Origin of the sequence: Noviherbaspirillum saxi, from assembly GCF_003591035.1 — a bacterium.
GTDB lineage: Bacteria > Pseudomonadota > Gammaproteobacteria > Burkholderiales > Burkholderiaceae_D > Noviherbaspirillum > Noviherbaspirillum saxi.
Genome location: NZ_QYUO01000001.1, coordinates 241,271 through 261,378 on the forward strand (window position 1 = coordinate 241,271; position 20,108 = coordinate 261,378).

The 20,108-nt window shown below is 59.2% G+C and carries 16 protein-coding genes; 5 read left to right on the forward strand and 11 right to left on the reverse strand.

Annotated elements, in window-relative coordinates:
• The first annotated feature begins 103 nt into the window (after positions 1 to 103).
• Positions 104 to 4,258, forward strand: a complete 4,155-nt coding sequence (locus D3871_RS01275) for a DEAD/DEAH box helicase (RefSeq protein WP_119767262.1) — start codon at positions 104 to 106, stop codon at positions 4,256 to 4,258.
• A gap of 317 nt (positions 4,259 to 4,575) precedes the next feature.
• Here D3871_RS01275 and D3871_RS01280 read toward each other — a convergent pair whose 3' ends face one another.
• The 7 genes from D3871_RS01280 to D3871_RS01305 are packed head-to-tail and all read right to left on the reverse strand — an operon-like array spanning position 4,576 to position 9,515.
• Entirely contained in the window at positions 4,576 to 5,361 is a 786-nt protein-coding gene (locus D3871_RS01280) for a metallophosphoesterase (protein ID WP_119767263.1), read from the reverse strand.
• A 47-nt stretch (positions 5,362 to 5,408) separates the two neighbouring features.
• The gene (locus tag D3871_RS01285) at positions 5,409 to 5,948 is read right to left on the reverse strand and encodes an isochorismatase family protein (RefSeq protein WP_119767264.1); all 540 of its coding nucleotides are present in this window, start codon (positions 5,946 to 5,948) and stop codon (positions 5,409 to 5,411) included.
• A 16-nt stretch (positions 5,949 to 5,964) separates the two neighbouring features.
• Entirely contained in the window at positions 5,965 to 6,420 is a 456-nt protein-coding gene (gene speD / locus D3871_RS01290) for an adenosylmethionine decarboxylase (RefSeq protein ID WP_119767265.1), read from the reverse strand.
• Positions 6,417 to 6,584 (reverse strand): hypothetical protein, encoded by a 168-nt coding sequence (locus D3871_RS30090; RefSeq protein ID WP_158597842.1) that lies wholly within the window; start codon positions 6,582 to 6,584, stop codon positions 6,417 to 6,419. The genes speD and D3871_RS30090 overlap by 4 nt, the downstream gene beginning before the upstream one ends.
• Positions 6,581 to 8,029 (reverse strand): DUF4178 domain-containing protein, encoded by a 1,449-nt coding sequence (locus D3871_RS01295; RefSeq protein ID WP_119767266.1) that lies wholly within the window; start codon positions 8,027 to 8,029, stop codon positions 6,581 to 6,583. The genes D3871_RS30090 and D3871_RS01295 overlap by 4 nt, the downstream gene beginning before the upstream one ends.
• A gap of 11 nt (positions 8,030 to 8,040) precedes the next feature.
• Positions 8,041 to 9,093, reverse strand: coding sequence for an SPFH domain-containing protein (locus tag D3871_RS01300; protein ID WP_119767267.1), 1,053 nt, complete (start codon positions 9,091 to 9,093; stop codon positions 8,041 to 8,043).
• 26 nt (positions 9,094 to 9,119) lie between these two features.
• Positions 9,120 to 9,515 (reverse strand): DUF350 domain-containing protein, encoded by a 396-nt coding sequence (locus tag D3871_RS01305; protein ID WP_119767268.1) that lies wholly within the window; start codon positions 9,513 to 9,515, stop codon positions 9,120 to 9,122.
• A 143-nt stretch (positions 9,516 to 9,658) separates the two neighbouring features.
• Between D3871_RS01305 and D3871_RS01310 the strand changes: the two genes are divergently transcribed.
• The 4 genes from D3871_RS01310 to D3871_RS01325 all read left to right on the forward strand — a co-directional run bounded on the left by D3871_RS01310 (position 9,659) and on the right by D3871_RS01325 (position 14,114).
• Positions 9,659 to 11,170: a polyamine aminopropyltransferase gene (locus tag D3871_RS01310; RefSeq protein ID WP_119767269.1), complete on the forward strand. Its 1,512-nt coding sequence runs from the start codon at positions 9,659 to 9,661 to the stop codon at positions 11,168 to 11,170.
• A complete protein-coding gene (locus D3871_RS01315) occupies positions 11,170 to 12,786 on the forward strand; it encodes an NAD(P)-binding protein (protein WP_119767270.1) in 1,617 nt (538 codons plus the stop codon). The genes D3871_RS01310 and D3871_RS01315 overlap by 1 nt, the downstream gene beginning before the upstream one ends.
• A gap of 90 nt (positions 12,787 to 12,876) precedes the next feature.
• Complete coding sequence (locus D3871_RS01320; RefSeq protein WP_119767271.1) at positions 12,877 to 13,353, forward strand: hypothetical protein; 477 nt, start codon at positions 12,877 to 12,879, stop codon at positions 13,351 to 13,353.
• 68 nt (positions 13,354 to 13,421) lie between these two features.
• Complete coding sequence (locus D3871_RS01325; RefSeq protein ID WP_119767272.1) at positions 13,422 to 14,114, forward strand: hypothetical protein; 693 nt, start codon at positions 13,422 to 13,424, stop codon at positions 14,112 to 14,114.
• 2 nt (positions 14,115 to 14,116) lie between these two features.
• Here the strand turns inward: D3871_RS01325 and D3871_RS30095 are convergent, their stop codons facing one another.
• The 4 genes from D3871_RS30095 to D3871_RS01340 all read right to left on the reverse strand — a co-directional run bounded on the left by D3871_RS30095 (position 14,117) and on the right by D3871_RS01340 (position 19,857).
• Positions 14,117 to 14,278, reverse strand: coding sequence for a hypothetical protein (locus D3871_RS30095; protein WP_158597843.1), 162 nt, complete (start codon positions 14,276 to 14,278; stop codon positions 14,117 to 14,119).
• Between the two features lie 343 nt (positions 14,279 to 14,621).
• The gene (locus tag D3871_RS01330; protein ID WP_119767273.1) at positions 14,622 to 15,011 is read right to left on the reverse strand and encodes a DUF4148 domain-containing protein; all 390 of its coding nucleotides are present in this window, start codon (positions 15,009 to 15,011) and stop codon (positions 14,622 to 14,624) included.
• 217 nt (positions 15,012 to 15,228) lie between these two features.
• Positions 15,229 to 16,662 (reverse strand): efflux transporter outer membrane subunit, encoded by a 1,434-nt coding sequence (locus tag D3871_RS01335; protein WP_233575632.1) that lies wholly within the window; start codon positions 16,660 to 16,662, stop codon positions 15,229 to 15,231.
• A 21-nt stretch (positions 16,663 to 16,683) separates the two neighbouring features.
• Positions 16,684 to 19,857, reverse strand: coding sequence for an efflux RND transporter permease subunit (locus tag D3871_RS01340; protein ID WP_119767274.1), 3,174 nt, complete (start codon positions 19,855 to 19,857; stop codon positions 16,684 to 16,686).
• Positions 19,858 to 20,108 lie beyond the last annotated feature (251 nt).

Below are 20,108 nucleotides of genomic sequence, written 5' to 3' on the forward strand. Positions count from 1 at the left end.
CACAGCGGGTAAAATGGCGTCCCATGACCAGGTTCCACATCGATCGCCAAGCGACCCGCCTCGCCCGCTGCTTCATGCGTCAACATGCCACACACCGGCCGACATGACCGGATCCAATCTCACTCAACAACTCGACAATTGTTCCGCCATCGAGACAACGGTGTTGTCGCTGCTTGCGCTGCACGGCGAGCCGCTTGGCAAATTGCGCCTGCTTGAATGCCTGCGCATGCTGGGTGCCGCCGATGAAGACGGCGATGTCTTTGTCGCCGCGACTATCGCCGATGTGCTCGCCTTATTGTGCGAAAAAGAGTTGGCGATTGAAGCGCCCGCCAATTCGGTGACTTGTGTGGATGGCATCGTGCTGCCGGTGATCCGGATTGCGCTGGCAGGCGATGGCTTCGGCGCACTATGCCGCGCTGCCGAAGCCGCCACCCCGGTCGGCCGCACCTATGACGGCTACATGTTTCTGCGTACGTACAGGCAAGCATTGGCGCGCCTGCGCATGGCGCTGCTGCAGGCGCAGCCGCCGGAAAGGATTGCGCTATGGCTCGATACCTGCGCGCGCTTTCCCGAGTTTCGCCGGCGGCATCCCTATGTCGAACTGTTTGGCATGTCCTTTGATCCGGAATTGCTCGGCCATTTGCATCCGGCGCTGCAGGACGATGTGATGATATTCCTGCTGTCGCATGCGCAGAATGAACCGGAAAATGTGGAACCGTTGCGCGCTTGGAGCGAGCAGCGTTTGGTATGCGGGGCATGGAAGACGGAAGCGCTGACATTGGCGCTGGCCGAGCATTTGTTGCTGCGCGGCCGGCTGTCGCAAGTGGAAGCCCTGCTGAAAAATTGCGCAAGCGCTGCCGCCGGTATCACGCAGGCTGCCATGCTGTTACTGCGCGGTGAGCAGGAAAAGGCGATCGCCGGCTTCGATAACGCGATCAAAGCCTTGCGCAAGGAAAGCGGCAAGCGCAATGTATTTGTCGATGGCAGCAGCGGTGTGTTCTGCGTGCTTGCAATGATGCGTTCCAGCGAGCCGCGGCACAAGAAACTCGCTGAATCCTTCTTCACCCTGGCCCAGCGTTCGTCGCAAGGCAGCCAGCGCAGTTTCGCGGCGCTGGTTGCCTTGCACGATGCCCGGATCGGAACGCAAAAGGCTGAACCATTGCCAACGGTGGAGCGTGCCATCGGCGACGACATGCTTCCCGCGTTGTTCCATGCATTGACCTGTTACTGGCTCGGTCAGCCGCTCACCGCGCAGACGATTGAACGCGTGGCGCAGGTCTATGCGCGCGCGCAAACGGAAGGCTTCGGCTGGGTTGCCGCGCAGGCCGCCGCCTTGCTGGCCCGCCTCGGTGAAAGTGCTTATCGCGAACCGGCATTGTCGCTGCGTCGGGAACACGGTCTTGACGATCTGTGCGACTGGTTCGAACATCAGGAACCGTGGGAACGGCAGCTGGCGGCACTGATGGAATTGCGCCGCGCGGATCGTGTCGCGGCGAAGACGGAAGCGCCAGGCCGGCTGGTATGGATGATCAACTATGATCCGTCCCGGCAATCGCTCGAGATCGAGCCGAGGGAACAGCGGCGCGATACCAGCGGTGAATGGGGTAAAGGGCGGCCGGTTGCGCTCAAGCGTTTGCGCGACGAAACCGATGCGCTCGATTTCCTGATGCCGCAGGATCGTGCGGTATTGTCCGCAATCGGTGTCAGTACCTCCTTCTATCGCGGTGTCAGTTACGACATCGACAATGACAAGGCGCTGCTCGCCCTGATCGGGCATCCGCTGATGTTTTGGCAAGACACGCCCGAGCAAAGGGTAGAGCTGCTGTCGGGCACCATCGAGCTGATGCTGACTGAACAGCAAGGAACGCTGCAACTCGGACTGCAGCCGCCAGTCGACCATAGCTCGCGCCGCGAAGTGTTGATCGTCATGGAAGGCGCGGCGCGCTTGCGCATTTTCAGCATCAAGGAAGAGCACCGGCAGATCGCCGCGATCATCGACCATGCATTGGTCGTGCCCTTGCATGCAAAGGCCAAACTGTTGCAGGCGGTCGGTGCGGTCTCCACGTTGGTGCCGGTGCAGTCGGACATTGCAACCGGCGTCGACGATATCGATGCCGCGCCGGTGAATGCGGATACCCGGCTGCACGTGCATTTGCTGCCCTACGGCGATGGTTTGAAGATGCAATTGCTGATCAAGCCGTTCGGTCCTGATGGCGCGTCGTACATGCCTGGCAAGGGCAGGGAAAACGTGATTGCCGATGTGGCCGGCAATCGTCTGCAGGCAAAGCGCGACCTTGCCGCCGAACGCATGGCCTCGGCTCGCTTGCTCGATGCCTGTCCGGCGCTGGCCGATGCGGTCGATGCACACGGCGACTGGTATCTCGCCGAGCCGCAGCATTGTCTGGAATTGCTGATGCAGTTGCAGCGCTGCCCAGACATCTTGCTGGCCTGGCCGCAGGGAGAGCGTTTCCGTATCGTTGCCGAAGCCGGCCCGCAGCAATTGCAATTGTCGGTAAAAAGCGATCGCGACTGGTTCGAAGCCAATGGCGCATTGCGCATCGATGACAAGACGGTGCTCGATTTGCGCCGCCTGTTATTCGATGCTCAACAAGGGCAGGGGCGTTTCATCGCGCTCGACGGTAATCGCTTCGTCGCATTGACCGAAGAATTCCATAGACGTATTGCCGAACTCGCGAACGTCAGCCAATTCGACGGCGAGCAGATACAGGTGCACCCCTTGGCGGCGAGTGCATTGGCCGAACTGGCGGACGATGCCGGCACATGTGATTCCGACGCCGCATGGATGCAACATGTAAGCAGACTCGGCGAGCTCGACGACTATGTCGCACAGGTTCCCGGGACCCTGCAGGCGGAATTGCGCGACTATCAACTCGCCGGATTCCAACGGCTGGCACGGCTGGCGCACTGGAAGGTCGGCGCCTGTCTGGCCGACGATATGGGACTGGGCAAGACCATACAAACTCTGGGCTTGTTGCTTCTGCGTGCACCGCAAGGCCCGGCGCTGGTGGTGGCGCCTACGTCGGTATGTCCGAACTGGATGAGCGAAACAGCCAGATTCGCGCCGACGCTGAAGGTCGTGCTGTTTGGCAGCGGCGAGCGCACGCTCGATGGCTTGCAGGGTTTCGATGTCGTGGTGGTCAGCTACGGTTTGCTGCAGCAGGAAGCCGAACGCTTTTCTGCAGTGCGCTGGAGCACCATCGTGCTGGATGAAGCGCAAGCGATCAAGAATGCGCAGACCAAGCGCAGCCAGGCGGTGATGGGATTGCAGGGCGCGTTCAAGATGGCGCTGAGCGGCACGCCCATCGAAAATCATCTCGGCGAATTATGGAGCCTGTTCCGCTTCATCAATCCGGGCCTGCTCGGCTCGGCTGAGGAGTTCAATGAACGCTTTGCACTGCCGATCGAGCGGCACAAGAATGTGCGCGTCAGGACGCGGCTGCGACGGCTGATTCAACCTTTCCTGCTGCGGCGTACCAAGGCCCAGGTGTTGGCCGAGTTGCCCTCGCGTACAGAAATGGTTCGCCATGTCGATCTGACCAACGAGGAAACCGCGCTGTATGAAGCCTTGCGCCGCATCGCGCTGGAGCGTCTGGAAAAAGACGACATGCCGGCGACGCAAAAGGCGTTGCAGATCGTCACCGAATTGATGAAGCTGCGGCGTGCCTGCTGCAATCCCAATCTGGTTGCGCCGGATCTCGGCCTGACAAGCAGCAAGCTGGAAGTGTTCGGTGAATTGCTTGATGAATTGCTGGAAAACCGCCACAAGGCCTTGGTGTTCAGCCAGTTTGTCGATCACCTGAGCCTGATCCGTGCATGGCTGGACCAGCGCGGCGTGCGCTATCAGTATCTCGATGGGTCCACACCGATGCAGGAACGCAAGAAGCGTGTCGAGGCTTTCCAGGCTGGCGATGGCGACGTATTTTTGATCAGCCTGAAGGCGGGAGGTACCGGCCTCAACCTGACTGCGGCCGATTATGTGATCCATATGGATCCCTGGTGGAACCCCGCGGTCGAAGATCAGGCTTCGGATCGTGCGCATCGCATCGGGCAACAGCGGCCGGTGACGATCTACCGACTCATCGCTCGACATACGATAGAAGAAGGCATCGTCGAACTGCACAAGCGCAAGCGGGAGTTGGCGGAAAGCTTGCTGGATGGTGGCGAGGGTATGGGTGGTTTTTCTACGCAGGAGATGCTGGCGTTGCTGCGGCTGGAGCTGGGGAGGTTTGGGGATTAGATCGGGTGTAAGTGTACGGGACGAACAGATATATCGACTCCCTTCTCCCGCAAGCGGGAGAAGGGCCGGGGATGAGGGCGATTGCCAAGTGATTGAACGTTTGCCTATAAATCAAATGAAAGACGGGGATTAAAGATATATGTGAACGCAAGTACTCTTGCTAACACCCTCACCCCCGCCCCTCTCCCGCTTGCGGGCGAGGGGAGAAAACAACATCTTGCTGAAATGTCTTTGCCGATCAACTTATCCCGAAAAGCAGTGAGGCAGCGTTCAGGAAACGCAAAATAAGTTAGCCAACCACACATCACTCCGCCCGTCTAAACCTCCACCACCAAACGCGCATTAAACAGCGCATTCTCCCACTCGATTTCCTCCACCGATCCCGCCGCACGCCGATTGAGCGCATAGCCTCGCGGATTGGCAACCACACGCGTGCCCGCAATCGTGTAGTCGAAGCTATCATGTACATGCCCATGAATCCATAGCGCCGCCTTTCCCATCAACTCCGTCAGGTCGCTGACAAAAGCCGCATTCAATGGCGAGCCGGCAAAGCGCGGGTGTACTGATTGCGGATGCGGGCCATGGTGAGTCACCACCACGGTCGGTCCGTCGAAGACTTCGTCCAGCTTTGCACTCAGCCATGCCCGCGATTGCCGGTGCATCCGCAATGCATCGGCGGCACTGAAACTGCCTTCATGCGTGGAAATCAGTCGATGGTCGTACAGGATCTTTTCTGCTTCGGCCATCGCCAGCTCCGGTCCGATGTCGCTGAATAGATAATCGGTCCACAGGCAGCATCCGAGAAAGCGCACGCCGCTGATACGGGTTTCCTGGTTTTCCAGATAGCGTACGCTGCCATATGAAGCGGATTGCCGCAGCTTGCCGATCAGGTCAGGATAGTTTTCGTGATAAGCCTCGTGATTGCCGTTCACGTACACGACAGGCACTGGCCAATCGGCAAATGCCTCCAGTGCGCCGGCGCCATGATGAATATCGCCGGCGATCACCAGTACATCGGCATCGGTTGGTTCAATCACCCGATAACCGGGAAACTGCTGCTGCAATATATCGAGATGCAAGTCGGAAGCGAATTGAATTTTCATGGGCAAGATGCGTCGAAAAGCGGGTGGGTCAAGGTCAGACTGCAAGCTTACCGTATCAGCTTCAGCATGTCCTTGAAGCGTGGATGCGTCGAGTTGCGCATCCATTCAAACAGCACCATTTCCGTCGTCACCAGTTCCGCTCCGGCGGCCTTGGCACGCTCCAGTGCGATGGTCTTGTTGAACGGTACGCGCGATCCGATCCCATCGGCCACCAGGCGCACGCGGCGCTGGCGTGCGCGCAGCCCCAGCACGGTTTGCAATACGCATACATGCGCTTCGCAACCGGCAATAATCAGGTCGCCGCGCTCTTCGCGCAGCAAGTCCATGAATGCCCGTTCGGCGCAGGCATCGAAATCGGTCTTTGCAATCACGCTGTCGCAGAGCGCCCCTATCTCGGGCACATTCGGCCCCAGGCCGGATGGGCTTTGCGCGGTGCCGACGACCGGTACCGCGAGCAGCCTGGCGGTCTGCGCCAGACGCAGCGCATTCGCGACCACCGACGCGCTGTCGTGGATGGCCGGCATCAGGCGTTCCTGCAAATCGATGATGACTAAAGTGGCGCGGCTGGGATCGCAAAGGCTGCTCATTTTTTCACCTGCTGAATTAGTTTCTTGGCGTACATGGAAAACAATGCGCGACCGTCTCCATTGCCCGTTCAATTCCGGCGTCAGACCGAGCGGCTTCATTCCCTGAAATTCCTTGCGGTCTGCCGCGCGCAATATGCTGGATTCTGGTCGACGTCGGTTTCAACGCGTCGACCATGATGTCGACCGCCACCTCGGGCCGGGCGCTGCCGCACATGAAGACATCGGCGGCGGCAAAGCCCAGTTCAGGCCAGGTGTGTATCGATATATGCGATTCCGCCAGCAGTACGACGCCGGTGATGCCCTGGCCTTCGCCGAAGACATGGAAGTGGCTGTAGATGATGGTGGCGCCTGCCGCCACCGCGCTTTCGCGCAACAGCTTTTCAATGGCATCGGGATCAGATAATTGCGTGTCGTCGATGCCGTACAGATCGGCGATCAAGTGCATGCCCGAAGCCTGGTGCGTGCCTGTCATTTATGTCCTCCGCTGCCGCCGCTCCAGGAGCCGGAGCTTGAACTCCAGCTGCTGCCCGAGCCGGTGTTCGACCATACGCTGCTACCGGACAGCAGTTTGTTCCAGCTGACGATGGTGCAGGTCAGCGACACGATCAAGCCATAGATGATGAATTTGCCCCTCATGATGTTTCATCATCCATGGCTTGCAGAATCAGCGCGGGTACATAGATCGCCGCTGCCGAAAACAGGAAAAACTTCCAGGTACCGCTGAATGAAAACAATAAGGGTACCGCGTTAAAGATCAGCATGCCGTACAGGAAATACTTGGCAATCGTCAGCAAGGGCGTTTTCGGCGACAGCTTTTCCGCCTTGACCGCCGTACCGAACCATGCGCGAATCTGATCGGATGGGACCGGCGACGATAGCGACCATGTCAGTTCATGATTGCTCAGTTCGGCGGCAAGCTGGTTCTTGCCATTTTCAAATTCCACCACGCGCACCGTGTCGCCGGCGTTGACGCGCCAGTTGAAAGCGCCGGCCGCAAACTTGACCGTTGCCGTGTAGTCATACCGTTTGCTGAAAGTTTGCGCGCCGAGCCGGGCACTGTCGCCGCCGCTCCATTCCGGCCATTCGTCGAGCACCTTGGTCCGATACCAGCCTTCGTCGGTTTCGATCAGCCAGGTGAAGCCGCCGCGCGGATTGTGCATCAGGTATTCGGTCCAGCTTTCGCCTTCATCGTCGCTGCGCGTCATCACGCCGATGATTTCATGCGAGGCGTTGCCGATCTTCGCACTGGCGCCCAGTTCCAGCGTCGTGCTGGCTGCGGCCATCCGGTGTCCTGCCTCCAGCACGATGGCTACCCGGGTCGTGGTATCGACCTGCGAACGGCAGCTTGGACAAATAATTTCGCGCGTGACGCCCGGTACGAAGCGTACGCCGCTGCCGCAGGAAGGGCAGGCCAGCGCGTCAACCTTTTGCCGGATCTTGCCGGCGCTGTCGCGCACCGTGTCGTCATCGCGCAGCAGTTGGCATTGCAGCTGTTCCAGCGTCACGCTGTTGCCGGCATAGATGGCCGGCCGTTCCGATTCCGAATAATCGAGCGTCAGAAAACTCTTGTCGCGACGGAAGTCGGCGACCTTCGCCTGCCAGCCTGCGCCGACGCGGTAAGGCAACTCGCCTTCGCCGCCGGTGCATTCCGCGCTGCGGATATCGGATGCGATGAAGTTCTGGCCGAGGATGGGATAGGCATGTCCCGGCTGCAGTTCGTCGAAGGCCGGCAATGCGCGTTCATCCTGCTTTTCAAAGGTCAGCGTGTACTGGCCGGAGGCATCCGACAGCCATGCCGGACGGCCATCGTCGAAGTACACATACCATTCGTTCCAGATGCCTTCCGCGTAACGCAGCTGAATGCGGCCAATGACGGTGAACGCGACCTTGCCGTATTGCCCGGCGGTGCCGATCTGCAGCGGCGAATAATCTTCCAGCACGGCCGACATGCGGCCCATGTCCTTGACCGCGTCCGCATCCTTGAGCACGGTGGTCTTGCAATACTCGCATACCGCCATGACCGAGGCATGCGATTTGAAGATAACCGACGCGCCGCAGCTCGGGCAGGAAACATTCTGCATCTACACGCGCCCTAGCCGATCAATTTTTGCAGTACTTTCGCCTTGGCGTCGTCATAGTCGCTTTGCGAGATCAAGCCTTTGTCGAGCAAGCCTTTCAGTTTTTCGAGGCGGGCTTCCAGCGAATCCTCGGCTGGCTGCACCGGAGTTGCAGCGGCCGCTGGCGCGGCAGGAGCAGCAGCAGGAGCAGGTGCGCCCGCGCCCAGACCTTGCGCCATCACCTGACCGACCGCCATCCCGGCCGACAGGCCGGCGCCGAGACCGGCCAGCCCGCCTTCGTTTTGCGCGGCCAGCGGAATCGCTTCTGCGGTCTGGAAACGGGTAAAGCCTTCCATCTTGCCCGCGCTGAGGCCGCCTTTCATGCCGGCGCCGATGCGTGCATCGAGCGCCTGCTGCAATTCATCCGGCAGGCTGATACTGCCGACATTGAATTCGTCGAGCGCAAGGCCATAGCGCGCGAAGGCGGTACCGAGGTCGCCCTTGACCTGCTGCGCCATCAGCGCCTGGTTGGCCGCCATGTCGAGGAAGGGAATATTGGATGCGCCGAGCGAAGTCGCCATCGTCGACAGCATGATCCCTTGCAACTGGGCTTCGACATCGTCGCGCGTATAGATTTCGCGGGTGCCGCATAGCTCGGTGAAGAACAGTTTTGGATCGGCCACGCGATACGAAAACATGCCGAATGCGCGAATGCGCACCATGTCGAAATCCTTGTCGCGGATCGTGATCGGCTGCGGTGTTCCCCATTTGCGGCCGGTCTGGATGCGGGTGCTGAAGAAAAACACATCGGCCTTGAATGGCGATTCGAACAGCTTGTCCCAGTTGCGCAGATAGGTCAGCACCGGCAGCGTGCGGGTGGTGAGCGTGTAATTGCCGGGACCGAAGACATCGGCGATCTGGCCTTCATTGACGAATACCGCGATCTGCGATTCGCGCACGGTCAGTGCCGCGCCATTCTGGATTTCAAACCCCTCCATCGGAAAGCGCCAGGACAGCACGCCTTCGGCATCCTCGTTCCATTGCAGGACATCGATGAATTGTTTCTTGATGAAAGAAAAAACGCTCATGATGGGTATCCTTGGCTGGTTGCTGATCAGGAAATGCAGGCGGCGTTGATCGCGCCGACCGAGAGGGAAATCGCGCCGAGCATGCCGCCGAAGGCGATGTTGCCCGATTCGATGTGTTCTTTCGAAATGCGCATCAGCTTGGTGGTAACGATATACGCCAGCAGCTGCACCGCCAGCGCGCCTATGGTCCAGAGCACGAAAGGCACGATGCTGGAGGTATGCAGTATGCAGGACGCAACCGTCAGTGAAAAGCCGAGCATCGCGCCGCCCAGCGACAGCGCGGCCGCGCAATTGCCCTGGCGGATCAGCAATACTTCGTTGAAAGGCGTGACGCGGGTATAGACCACAAAGAAAAAAACCAGCAGGATGCCGGCAGTCAGCAGATAAATGAGATAGTTGGCAAACGCGGGTAGAGTATTCATCGCTGGATAGTCATCGCTCGGGAATTTGGCTTGCCAATATACTAATCCAATTATTACCTCTGTCCAGCATTTTCCAGAGCATCGTTAATTCATCGCTAATTCATCGATTTCACAAGCCTACGGCCCCGCCACTGCCCGCATTCATGAGCAAGCATATCCTGATCCTTTCCGTCTTCGTGGTCGCGTCCTGCGGCCTGGCTTACGAGCTGATCGCCGGCGCGCTGTCGAGCTATCTGCTCGGGGATTCGATCTTCCAGTTCTCGACCATCATCGGCTGCTATCTGTTTGCGATGGGCGTCGGCGCGCATCTGTCCAAGTACGTGAAGGACGAGGATGTGCTGGCGCGCTTCATCGATATCGAACTGGCGGTGGGCTTGGTCGGCGGCCTGTCGGCGGCGGTGCTGTTCCTGACCTATGCATGGATGGGCGCGCCGTTCCGGACCATGCTGTATGTGCTGGTATTTCTGGTAGGGATGTTTGTCGGCACCGAAGTGCCGCTGGTAATGCGCGCGCTGAATGCACGGCAAACCAGCTTCAGCGAATTGGTGAGCAAGGTGTTGACCTTCGATTACCTGGGCGCGCTTGCCGTATCGGTATTGTTTCCGCTGGTGCTGGCGCCGCATCTCGGGCTGGTGCGCACCGGCTTCCTGTTCGGCATGTTCAATGTCGGCGTTGCGTGCTGGACGATCCATGCATTCCGCCGCGAATTGCGCGATGTCGGCGCGCGGATGCTGCGTGCCAGCGCCGTGTTGTTTGTGCTGGCCGGCGGCTTCGCCGCATCTGATCGTCTGGTGGTGTGGGGCGAGCATGGATTGTTCGGCGACGACATCGTTTTTTCCACATCGACGCCGTATCAGCGGCTGGTGATCACCAAATGGAAAGACGATCTCCGGCTCTACATCAACGGCAACCTGCAATTCTCGTCGCGCGATGAATACCGTTATCACGAAGCGCTGGTGCATCCGGCATTGGAGTCTCTGCCTTGGGCACGCTCGGTGATGATACTCGGCGGCGGCGACGGGCTGGCACTGCGCGAAGTGCTGCGCTATCCGAATATCCGTCATGTGACGCTGGTCGACCTCGACCCCGCGATGACCGAGGCGTTCGGCAGCCGTGAAGAACTGGTGCGTCTCAATCATGCGTCGCTGCGCGACCCGCGCGTCACGGTGATCAATACCGATGCGGCGCTGTGGCTGCAAAACACCGACCAGGTATTCGATGCGGCGATCATCGACTTTCCCGACCCGTCGAGCTTCGCGCTCGGCAAGCTGTATTCGGTGCCTTTTTATAGCATGTTGAAAAAACATGTGGCCGCACGCGGCTTGGTCGCGGTCCAGTCGACCTCGCCGTTTTTTGCCCCGCATGCCTACTGGACCGTCGATGCGACACTGCGCGAAGCGGGTTTCCAGACCTCGCCCTACCATGTGTATGTGCCCTCGTTCGGCGAATGGGGTTTCATCATGGCGGCGCCGCAGCAGAAATTTGCAGCGCCCAGCCAATACCGTTTGACGATGCGTTACCTGAACGGCGAAACGACGAAGGAAATGTTTACCTTCCCGCCCGACATGCCGCGCCTCGACATGCCGCCGAACCGGCTCGATACCCAATCCCTGGTCCAGCAATTCGAGCGCGACTGGCGGCAGGCGGTGCGCTGATGCAAAGGCGGTCCTTTTTGCTGGGGGCAGGCGCGGTCGCCGCGCTCGGTTCCGTGGCCGGCTATTGGCGCTGGCAGGAAATCACGCCGTCCATTCACATGCCGGGCATGCAGCAAGGGCATTTCCTGCGCGATCTTGCGCGCGATCGTCGTGCCTTGCCGCCGCCTTCGTATGCAATCGACACCGATGTCGTGATCCTGGGTTCCGGCATTGCAGGACTGACCACCGCATGGAAGTTGCGCAAGGAAGGGCACAGCGACTTTGTGATGGTCGACGGACCTCAACCCTATGGCAATGCCGCCGGCGGCAGTCATGGCGACCTTGCCTATCCGACCGGCGCGCATTACCTGCCGTTGCCCACGCGCGACGCGTTCCATGTGCGCGAAATGCTGCATGACCTCGGGATATTACTGCGCAATCCCTCGGCCGAACGCCCGTATTACGACGAACGTTTCATCCTGCATGCGCCGCAGGACCGCATATTGTTCGATGGCAGCTGGCAGGAAGGCTTGATTCCGAAAGATGGCGTACCGCAATGGGAACTGGATGAGCATGAACGCTTTTTCCAGGCAATGGCGCACCTGAAAGCGACGCGCGGTGCCGATGGCAAACCATTGTTCGTACTGCCCAGCGCCCTGTCGTCCAGCGATCCCGCATGGCAGGCCCTTGACCGGATCAGCTTCCGGCAATGGCTAGAGCAGGCCGGCTACAAGTCGCCGACCTTGCACTGGTATCTCGACTACACCTGTCGCGACGACTACGGAACCGGCTATGAACAGACTTCCGCTTGGGCGGGACTGCACTATAGCTGCAGCCGGGATGGTCTGGCGGAAAACGCAGCCACCGGCGAATGGCTAACCTGGCCTGGAGGTTTGCAGCCCATCGCCTCCGCATTGAGTGATAAGGCCGGCAAGCAGCGCAAGGATGCCAGCGTGGCGACATTGAAGCCGAATGGAAAACGGGTCGAAGTCCTCTGTGTCGAGTTCGTGAACGGACAGCCACGCAGCTTTCTTGTGCATGCGCGAAAGGCCGTATGCGCAATGCCGCTGTTCGTTGCGGCGGGAATCGTTGATGCAATCCGGGACTACGGCTTCGATCCTGCCGCGCACATGCCCGCCTATGCGCCATGGATGGTGACCAATTTCCTGATGCGTTCCTTTCCACGAGAGAAGGCCGAAGCGCCACTATCTTGGGATAACGTCGTATATCAGGGCAAGGGATTAGGTTATGTCGTGTCGACGCATCAGGATATCCGCGTGACGCCTCCAGAAAAGACTGTATTCAGTGCCTACATGGCCCTATCGCGCCATACACCGGACGACGGCCGCAAGTGGCTGGATACGGCGTCGCCGGATGAATTGCTTGCGCTTGCGGCAAGCGATCTCGAAGCGGCCTACGGCGCAGAATTCGGCAGGTATGTCGAGCATGCGGATATCACGTTGCGGCCCCATGCCATGTGCTCGCCGCGCCCCGGGTTCCGTTCCAATGCCGGCTTGCGTGCCTTGCGCGAGACCGACGGTTCCGTACTTTTTGCACATAGCGACCTGTCGGGGTTCTCAGTGTTCGAGGAGGCGGCGTGGTGGGGATACCGGGCGGCGCTGAAGCTGCTTGGATAGCGGTGAAGCCCACGGCCATCGTGACCGTTGACATCCGTAACCCGAGTACGATAGTCTTCTTTTGGTGCAATTTTGATAACTTTATTCGCGATGGTACTGCCGCTGAAATTCATAAAGAAAGCTCTTCCTGCTATAGCCGCCTTGCCGATCATATTTTTCGGTTTCCTGTACTACGCGTTTCATGAAGAAAACTCGTATCCGCAAGCGCATTCGATTGATTTCTATCTAAAGTTGTCATCTGTGATCCGCAACGTCCCAGTCCTTGACGTTATAGGAACTCCTCAATATTTCTCCAGCACGGGAGATGGGCCAAAGCCACCGGAGTCCACGATCTGGTACACCACTAGCGAAAAGAGCGAACAGTCGCTCGCCATCAAGATCAACGCGTACTTGCGGGAGCAAGGCTTTGCGCCGTATACATCCCAAACCCTTAACGTGCCGATAGGTGACAAAAAAACGGTTTACCAGGCCACGTTCATCAATCGCGACAGAGAATCCCTTGAATTCATTATTAGTTCCTTACCAATGTCGAACAATTTGGAAGTTAGCGTTACGCACTTTAATTAGTGTCCTGATGCCTAAATCGACTGAATAAAAGCGAACCTACGAAACAGTCCCTTGGGAAGGAAATTCACATGTCGAAACGTGGTGACATTACCACCGGTCGCTTAATTTATACGTGCAATTGCGGCTGGATGGACTTAGGCCACATGCGGTCTTCAGAAACCCGACCACATGGAAGTGCACGATACTTATGGGAAGACGTGCTGCATGAGCGCGGGCTGACCATGCCTGTTTATCCGGGCAGTCACGTTATCGGATATAGGCAATCAATGACCCGCTTCGGCATCACCTCTGAGCACTTTAAGGCCTACTGGATTAAGAAAGGATTGACAGTAGCGCGAAGACAAGCGGTTGCCTTATCGGTCTTTATGGAAGTCACTCATGGTTTCGAAAGCCTTCAGCAAAAATATTCGCTTATCACGGACAGCGGATATAGTGAAGAAGACCTCGTGTCTAACTTGGTAGGGTTCTACAGTGTAGTGATGGGATTGAATTGGGCGGCTACGTGCAAACCTGTCTCGAAGGAAGCATCCTTTGCGATTTGGGATATGCACGGTTCTGTCGGATCACGTAAGAACCGATCGTTTAAGCCCAATTTTTATCCGTGCAAGGAATGTAAAGACACTCATGGAATCGAAACTCCCAGTTTTCCGGCGATATTCAATGTAATTCAACCCGCAAGAAAGGAGATTGATTTCGGTGATGTAGGAAAGAATACTCTGGTTCCACGCCAGCTACAAACAGCTCTTTATCGTCATCTGTAATGTCAGCGGTAGGGCTGCAGTGTCATAGTATCGACGCACTCGGATATTCGCGTCACGTCGGCAAAGAAAACCGTATTCACCGCATACATGGCCTTGGCCGACAGCAAGCCGGAAGACGACGGGAAGTGGCTGGACCGCGCGCCGAAGTCACGTTGCGTCCGCATGCGATGTGTTCGCCATGCCCCGTCATCTCCACGAAAGTGGAGACCCATAACCCGCTTGCTCAATGCAGCGACCAAGATGTTCCTACTCGAAGCGCAACGTCGGCATGGGTGCCCGCTTTCACGAGCATGACGAGGGAAAAAAAGAAGCATCATTGATGCTCAGGTACCCGCATGCAAACAACGCAATGTGACGCCGACTACGCCATAAATAAAAAAAGCCCGCAGATAAAATCTGCGGGCATAAATCCAACTCTTGGAGAGAGTGGGGGAGACGCTTTACAGCAATGGCGGTCGGGCTTCGCGGCGACCGCCGGGCTCCGGCATCATGCCGGAGCAGCGAACCTTACTCGCCGGCGGGAACGCGCTTGTCTTGCGCCGCTGCCAGGGCTTCCTGGCGCACCTGGTCGCGGGTCTTGGTCGATGCGACGTTGATGAACTCGAAGAATTCCGGGGTGCGGTTGCCGGCATACTGGCCATCCGCCTGCGCTTTTTCCAGTTCGGCGCGCACTTCGGCGCGGGTCTTGGTGGAGGCAACGTTATTGAATTCGACGAACTCGGTCTGGCGTGCGATCTGGCCGTTGGCATTGGCCTGGTTCATTTCAGCGATCACTTCAGCGCGGGTCTTGGTCGATACGAAGTTGCTGTGATCAACGTAAGGATAGGTGTTGTCGGCCAAAGCAGAACCGGCAGCGGCAAAAACAGCAACAGCAGCAATCAGATTTTTCGCATTCATGTTAATTCTCCAATAAGGTTAAATGACTCCGGGCTCATAGTGTTGTGAGTCCTTCGAGAGTCGCACTGCGTTGTGTGCTCATCGATGAAGCACAGTCTATCCATTGCGCGTGAGGAGAAAAACAGCGTATGCCGCAATGCACCATTTCGTTTTCAGAAATAATCGTCGGCAATCTGGATTTCTTCCTGTCGCGCTTCTCCTTGAAATCCCTGCAAACCTACCAGCCGCCGCCCAGCGAGCGGATCAGCGCGACCGTCGTGGTGGCGCGTGAACCGCGCAATTGCACGGCGCTGCGCTCGACTGCCGCCAGATTGCGCTGGGCGTCGAGCAGTTCCAGATAACTCGAGCGTCCTGCGGTGTACAGCTTGTTCGCCAGATCGGCCGATCGTCTGGCCGACGCAAGCGCTTCATCGATCGCCTCGGCCTGTCCGGCCAAAGTGCGCAAGCCAACCAGGTTGTCTTCGACTTCGGCAAACGCGGCCAGCACGCTTTGCCGATAGCCGGCCACCGATTCTTCCAGCGCGGCCTGGCTGCGCACGATATTGGCTTGCGTGCGGCCACCGTCGATCACCGGCAGCGACAGCAGCGCGCCGATCACCCAGCTGCGGCTGCTCCACTTGAACAGATCCGACAAATCGTCCGATTCGCCGCCCCCGGCGCCGGTCAGCCGCAACGCGGGAAACATCGCCGAGCGCGCCACGCCGATCCGTGCGTTCGCCGCGACCATCGCACGCTGCGCGGCCGCGATATCCGGTCGCCGTTCCAGCAAGGCCGAGGGCAAGCCGGCCGGAATGCCGGGTAACCGCGACGACGCGAGCAGCGGATTGCTGCTGGCGCCGAATGCCGCTGCCGGACGGCCGAGCAATACCGCCAGCGCATGTTCCAGCTGGGCGCGCTGCCGTTCCAGCGCGATCGCTTCGGAGCGTATCGTCGACAGTTCGGTGCGCGCGCGCGACACGTCCAGTTCCCCAACATCGCCCAGGTCGTAGCGGCGCTGGTTGATGCGCACATTTTCATCGCGCAGCCGCACCGTCTCGTTCAGGAACGACAGCTCGGCATCGGCCGCGCGCAGCCGGAAATAGGTCTGCGCGACATCGGCTTGCAAGGCCAGCAGCACCGAGCGGTAGGTCGCTTCGCTGGCCGCTGCATCCGCCTGAGCGGCGCTGACGTTGTTGCCCACCCGTCCGAACAGGTCGACTTCATAACTGGCGGTCAACCGCCCTTGCCAGACCGTTGCCGGGGCGACCGCCGTGCCTGCCGGCAGACCGCGCGATAGCGCCGAGTTGCGCAAGCGTTGCGGACCAAATTCCGCATTCACGGCTGGCATGCGATCGGCTTCGGCGACGCCGGCAATCGCGCGTGCCTGCTTGACCCGTGCGGCGGCGGCGGCGAGGTTGGCATTGGCCGCGGTGGCGTCGGCGATCAGCTTGTCGAGCGTGCTGTCGTTGAAGGCTTTCCACCATTCGCCGCGCGGCTGGGCTTCGGCGGGCTCGGCCGGCTTCCAGCGCGCGGCATCGGCCATGTTCGCCTCCTTGAAACCGGACGGGATCTCGATATCCGGCGCGCGCAATTCCGGTGCCGCGCATCCCGCCAGAACCATGGCCGCCAGCAACGGCGTCAGCAGTTTCGGAAACAAGGTATTCATCTTCATGTCATCCATCGTTATCCACATTTACGCGACTCCCTTCGAAGCGGATTCAACTGTCGGAACAGGTTTTTCCAGTCGCTTCGCAAGATTGCGCAACAGCACATAAAACACCGGTGTCAGGAACAGACCGAACAGCGTCACGCCCAGCATGCCGGCGAACACCGCGACGCCCATCGCGTGGCGCATTTCCGCGCCGGCACCGGTGGAAAACACCAGCGGTACCACCCCCATGATGAACGCGATCGAGGTCATCAGGATCGGACGCAGGCGCAGGCGGCAGGCTTCCAGCGCGGCTTGCACTACGGTGCGTCCATGGTCTTCCAGTTCCCGTGCGAATTCCACGATCAGAATCGCGTTCTTCGACGCCAGTCCGACCAGTACGAACAGCGCGATCTGCGTGAAGATGTTGTTGTCGCCGCCGGTCAGCTTGACGCCGAGCAGTGCGCACAGGATCGACATCGGCACGATCAGGATCACCGCCAGCGGCAGGGTCCAGCTTTCGTACTGCGCAGCCAGCACCAGGAAGACCAGCAGCACGCACAGTGGGAACACGATCACCATGGTGTTGCCCGCCAGGATTTCCTGATAGGTCAGGTCGGTCCACTCGTAAGTGATGCCCTTGGGCAGAACTTCCTGCGCGATCTTTTCCATGGCTGCCTGTGCCTGTCCGCTCGATACGCCGGGCGCCGCACCGCCATTGATGTCGGCCGACACATAGGCGTTGTAGCGCTGCACGCGGTCGGGACCATAGCTGTCCTTCACGCGCATCAGCGACGACAGCGGAATCATTTCGCCCTTGTTGTTACGCACCTTCAGCTGCGCGATATCTTCCGCATGCGAACGATAGGGCGCGTCAGCCTGCACCTTGACCTGATAGGTACGGCCGAACTGGTTGAAGTCGTTCACATACAGCGAGCCGAGATTGATCTGCAGCGTCTGGTAGATCGTCGCCAAAGGCACTCCGAGTTGCTTGGCCTTGGTGCGGTCGATGTCGGCGAACAGTTGCGGCACATTGATTTGGAAGCTGGAAAACACGCCCGCCAGTTCCGGTGTCTGCCACGCTTTCATCTGCAGTGCCTGCACTGCCTTGTACAACTCGTCATAGCCGAGATTGGCGCGGTCCTCGATCATCAGCTTGAAGCCGCCGATGGTGCCCAGGCCGTTGACCGGCGGCGGCGGGAATACCATGATGAAGGCATCCTCGATACTGCCGAGCTTGGCATTGATCTGCTGCGCAATCGCGGCACCCGATTGATCGGCGGAGGTGCGCTGGTCGAAAGCATCCAGCCCGAAGAACACGATGCCGGCGTTCGGCGCATTGGTAAAGCCGTTGATCGACAGGCCGGGGAACGCGATCGAATCCTTCACGCCCGGTACCGACTTTGCCACGTCCGACATGCGGCGAATCACGGCATCGGTACGATCGAGCGAGGCGGCATCCGGCAATTGCGCGAAGCCGACCAGATACTGCTTGTCCTGACCGGGCACGAAGCCGCTCGGCACTGCCTTGAACACGAACACCGCGGCCACGCCTAATACCGCATACACCACTAGTGCCATCGCCTTGCGGTTGAGCACGGTTTTCACGCCGCCTTCGTAGCGTTCCGACGCGCGGCCGAAGACCCGGTTGAACCAACCGAAGAAGCGGCCGAACACCTTGTCCATGCCGCGCGTCAGCGCATCCTTGGGCGCGTCATGCGGCTTGAGCAATGCGGCTGCGAGGGCCGGCGACAGTGTCAGCGAATTGAAGGCCGAAATCACGGTCGAGATCGCGATCGTCAGTGCGAACTGGCGATAGAACTGGCCGGACAGCCCGGACACGAAGGCGATCGGCACGAACACCGCGCACAGCACCAGCGCGATGGCGATGATGGGACCGCTGACTTCCTTCATCGCCTGCACCGTCGCGTCGCGCGGTGACAGGCCTGCATGGATGTTGCGCTCGACGTTCTCGACCACCACGATCGCATCGTCGACCACGATACCGATCGCCAGCACCAGCCCGAACAGCGACAGCGTGTTGATCGAAAAGCCGAACAGCAGCAGCACGGCAAAGGTACCGACGATCGAGACCGGCACCGCGACCAGCGGAATAATGGACGCGCGCCAGGTCTGCAGGAAGATAATGACCACCAGCACCACCAGCGCAATCGCTTCCAGCAGCGTATGAATCACCGCGCGGATCGACTCGCGTACGAACTGCGTCGGGTCATACACCACGCTGTATTCGACGCCTTCGGGGAAGTCTTTCTTCAATTCTTCCATCTTGGCGCGCACGTCGGCCGAGAGTTGCAGTGCATTCGACTGAGGCGCTTCAAACACTGCAATCGCCGCAGCGGACTTGTTGTTGAGCAGCGAACGCAATGCATAGTCGGTGGAGCCAAGTTCTACGCGCGCCACATCCTTGAGCAGCGTGACCGAACCATCGGCGCCAGTGCGCACGATGATGTTGCCGAACTCTTCTTCCGATTGCAGACGGCCTTGCGTATTGACGGTCAGCTGGAATTCCGCATTCTTCGACGGCGCGGCACCGATCACGCCGGCCGCAACTTGCACGTTCTGTTCGCGGATGGCGGACACGACATCGCCGGCGGTCATGCTGCGCGCGGCGATTTTTTGCGGGTCGAGCCAGACACGCATCGCGTAATCGCCTGCACCGAACAACAGGGTTTCACCCATGCCCGGAATGCGCGACAACTGGTCCTTGATGTTGAGCACCGCGTAGTTGCGCAGATAGACATCGTCATAGCGGCCGTTCGGCGATGACAGGTGCACCACCATGGTCAGGTTGGGCGAGCTCTTGACCGTGGTGACCCCGATCTGCCGCACTTCTTCCGGCAGGCGCGGCAATGCGCGCTGGACCCGGTTCTGTACCTGGGTTTCAGCTTGTTCGACATTGGTGCCGACCTTGAACGTCACGGTCAGCGCCAGCGCGCCATCCGAAGTCGCTTGCGAAGACATGTACAGCATGTTTTCCACGCCGTTGATCTGTTCTTCCAGCGGGCCGGCCACCGTTTCCGAAATGACTTTCGGATTGGCGCCGGGATACATCGCGCGTACCACGACCGAGGGCGGCACCACATCCGGATATTCGGAAATCGGCAATTTGAAAATGGCCAGCACACCGGCCACGAAGATCAGGATCGACAGGACTGCCGCGAAGATGGGCCGATCGACAAAAAATCTGGAAAAGTTCATGTTCGTTCTCTCTGGAGAGTCACTGTTTCGCCTTCGGCGACAGGCATGCGCCGGGATTGGCCGGTTGCCGGTATCGCTTGAAGGTCAGGCGAAGGTCAGGCATTAATGCGGTTTGGCGACAGGAAGACAGCCGGCTGTCTCGATAGGGAGAAGCCGGAACGCGGTCAGTAAAGCATCGGTATTGCGCGGCCCGGTGTTCAGTGCATCGATGAAAACCGGGCTGCCGGGCGTGTTATTCGCTGTCGAAAGCC